The organism is Treponema sp. UBA7567, assembly GCF_002476655.1.
Classification (GTDB): Bacteria; Spirochaetota; Spirochaetia; order Treponematales; family Treponemataceae; genus Treponema_D.
Map to the genome: position 1 here is coordinate 7,332 of NZ_DLLH01000044.1, position 2,196 is coordinate 9,527.

Below are 2,196 nucleotides of genomic sequence, written 5' to 3' on the forward strand. Positions count from 1 at the left end.
CGAAGTGAGAAACAACAGATGATAAGAAAGTTTGCGACGCAAACTTGTGAATAAAAACTTTGACGCTATTTCAGACAAAGATTCTATTTCGTCTCCCATAAAAAGCCAATAAAAAATATAATTTTCGATTTCGACCTTTTTTCTGCTTTTCAACAAACAAAAAACTAATAAAAGATAAAAACAGCCAGGATTTAGGCATTTTTTACCTTGCATCTCCTCCTTGATTCGCTAAAAAAGCAGAAATTTTTCGAAAAACTCGAAAATCTCTTTATTCTTCTTCAAATTTTTTATCAAAAAGCTGAGCAATAGCATCGGCACATTGAACTTCGTCAGCACCGTCCGTTCTGAGAGTAATATTCGTGTTATAGGCCGCAGCCATTGTAATCACACCCATTATTGATTTTGCGTTTACTTCAGCATCATCTTTAATCATTGTAACTTCGCAGGCAAATTTGTTTGCTGTCTGCGCAATCAAGGCAGCAGGACGAGCGTGAATTCCAGCACGGTTGCGTACTGTCAAAATTTTTTCTGTCATAAAAGACCTCTTTGAAGAAGCTGTCAAATAAGTAAAATTTGCAATAATTGAGTTATTGAAAAAAACTTACACCTTATAATATAAGCAGCATGGCTATTTCAACAGCTTAACAATCGCTAATAAAAACTATTCAGGCAACTTCTCTTTATAAATTTTAATAAGAGTCGTCAGAACCATAATAAGCGGTCTGTGCCTCTCCGGATTCAATCCATTTTAGAATATTCTGATTAAAATCCCTTGCAGAATTATAACCCATCGCTTTTAAGCGTTCATTCATCGCAGCAGCTTCAATAATAATTGGAAGGTTTCTTCCAGGGCGAACAGGAATTTCGATTGTAGGAACTTTTACTCCGAGCAAATCAGTGCTCGTCTGATCAGTACCAATTCTGTCATAAATTTTATTTTGATCCCATTCTTCCAGTTTGATGATAAGCTGAACTTCTTTTTGCTCGCGGATTGAACCAACTCCATAGAGCTGGCTTACGTTTATAATTCCTAAACCGCGAATTTCCATATGGTGGCTTATAAAAGTATTTGCGCCCTGCCCCAAAACAGAGTTTCCGTTCACACAACGAATTTGAACAATATCATCCGCAACAAGCCTATGCCCGCGCTCAACAAGCTCAAGCGCACATTCAGATTTTCCAACGCCGGAATGTCCCATGAGAAGGATTCCGATACCGTAAACTTCTACAAGAACTCCATGCAATGTCTTTTTTGGAGCAAAAACATTTGAAAAAACGCGCAAAAGCCGCATCGAAAATTCAGAAGATTCAAGACTCGTCTGCAAAACTGCGCAGCCATTTTTTTCTGCAATTTCCAGAAAAACTTCATCTGGCTCAAGGCTATGCGTAAAAACAACGCAAGGAATGTTATAAGAAAATAATTTTTCTATTGAAGAAGATTTTTTTTCTTTTTTGAGTTTTAAAAGATATGCCGTTTCTCCATGCCCAAAAAGCTGAACCCGATCACAGTCAAAAGAATCATAAAAACCAGAAAGCTCAAGCCCAGGACGGTTTATGTCAGGCACCGAAATTGTACGGTTAAGCCCCTTTCGACCAGCAAGACACCGCAAATCAAGGGCATTGTGACCTTTTAAATCCATATCAAGCAAATCGAGAACTGTAAACGGTTTATCCATATTCATTACTATACAAACAATAAGGATAGTATTCAAGACAAAAAAATCTTTTTTGCAAATATTTTTTTTGAATATAAAAAAATTTTAAGACTAAAACTAACGAAAAAAAGACAAAAAAACACCGTCCAAAAGTTTTATCAACCGTCAGACGGCGTTTGAAATTTTACAAAATTTTCAATATTCAACTTAAACACACATCTTTTGTGCGTAAACTGAATTAAACATTATTTTTCCTGAATTTTATCTTTTTCCTTTTTGATTTTTGTATCAAGCACGTCCATCATTTTGTTGAGCGCAGCACCAAAATCAAAATCCTTAGCACTGACATGAGCCTGACTTCCCCAACGGAAATTGGCAGTTGCATCGAAAGAATATTCCTTTTCGTGCTTTACGCGGACCGTCAAATCAATTATAAGGTCATCCGCATATTTAATTCTTTCAAGTTTTTTGTCAATCATTTCCGTCTGTTTCTGTTCCAGGTCAAATGAAGCTGATACATTTTTAGTCATAGTAGTTTCCT

The 2,196-nt window shown here is 36.2% G+C and carries 3 protein-coding genes; all 3 read right to left on the reverse strand.

Features of this window, described 5'->3' with window-relative positions; genetic code table 11:
• Window positions 1–268 precede the first annotated feature (268 nt).
• Complete coding sequence (locus B3Y13_RS05715; RefSeq protein WP_078931373.1) at window positions 269–535, reverse strand: HPr family phosphocarrier protein; 267 nt, start codon at window positions 533–535, stop codon at window positions 269–271.
• Window positions 536–689: 154 nt separating this feature from the next.
• A complete protein-coding gene (gene hprK, locus B3Y13_RS05720; protein ID WP_296024988.1) occupies window positions 690–1,676 on the reverse strand; it encodes an HPr(Ser) kinase/phosphatase in 987 nt (328 codons plus the stop codon).
• A gap of 224 nt (window positions 1,677–1,900) precedes the next feature.
• On the reverse strand, window positions 1,901–2,196 hold a 296-nt coding region (locus B3Y13_RS05725), incomplete at its 5' end, for an HPF/RaiA family ribosome-associated protein (protein WP_349681361.1).

Coding starts and splice junctions, on each gene's coding strand:
- hprK (WP_296024988.1), bottom strand. CDS start 1,676: ATGGATAAACCGTTTACAGTTCTCGATTTGCTTGATATGGATTTAAAA.
- B3Y13_RS05715 (WP_078931373.1), bottom strand. CDS start 535: ATGACAGAAAAAATTTTGACAGTACGCAACCGTGCTGGAATTCACGCT.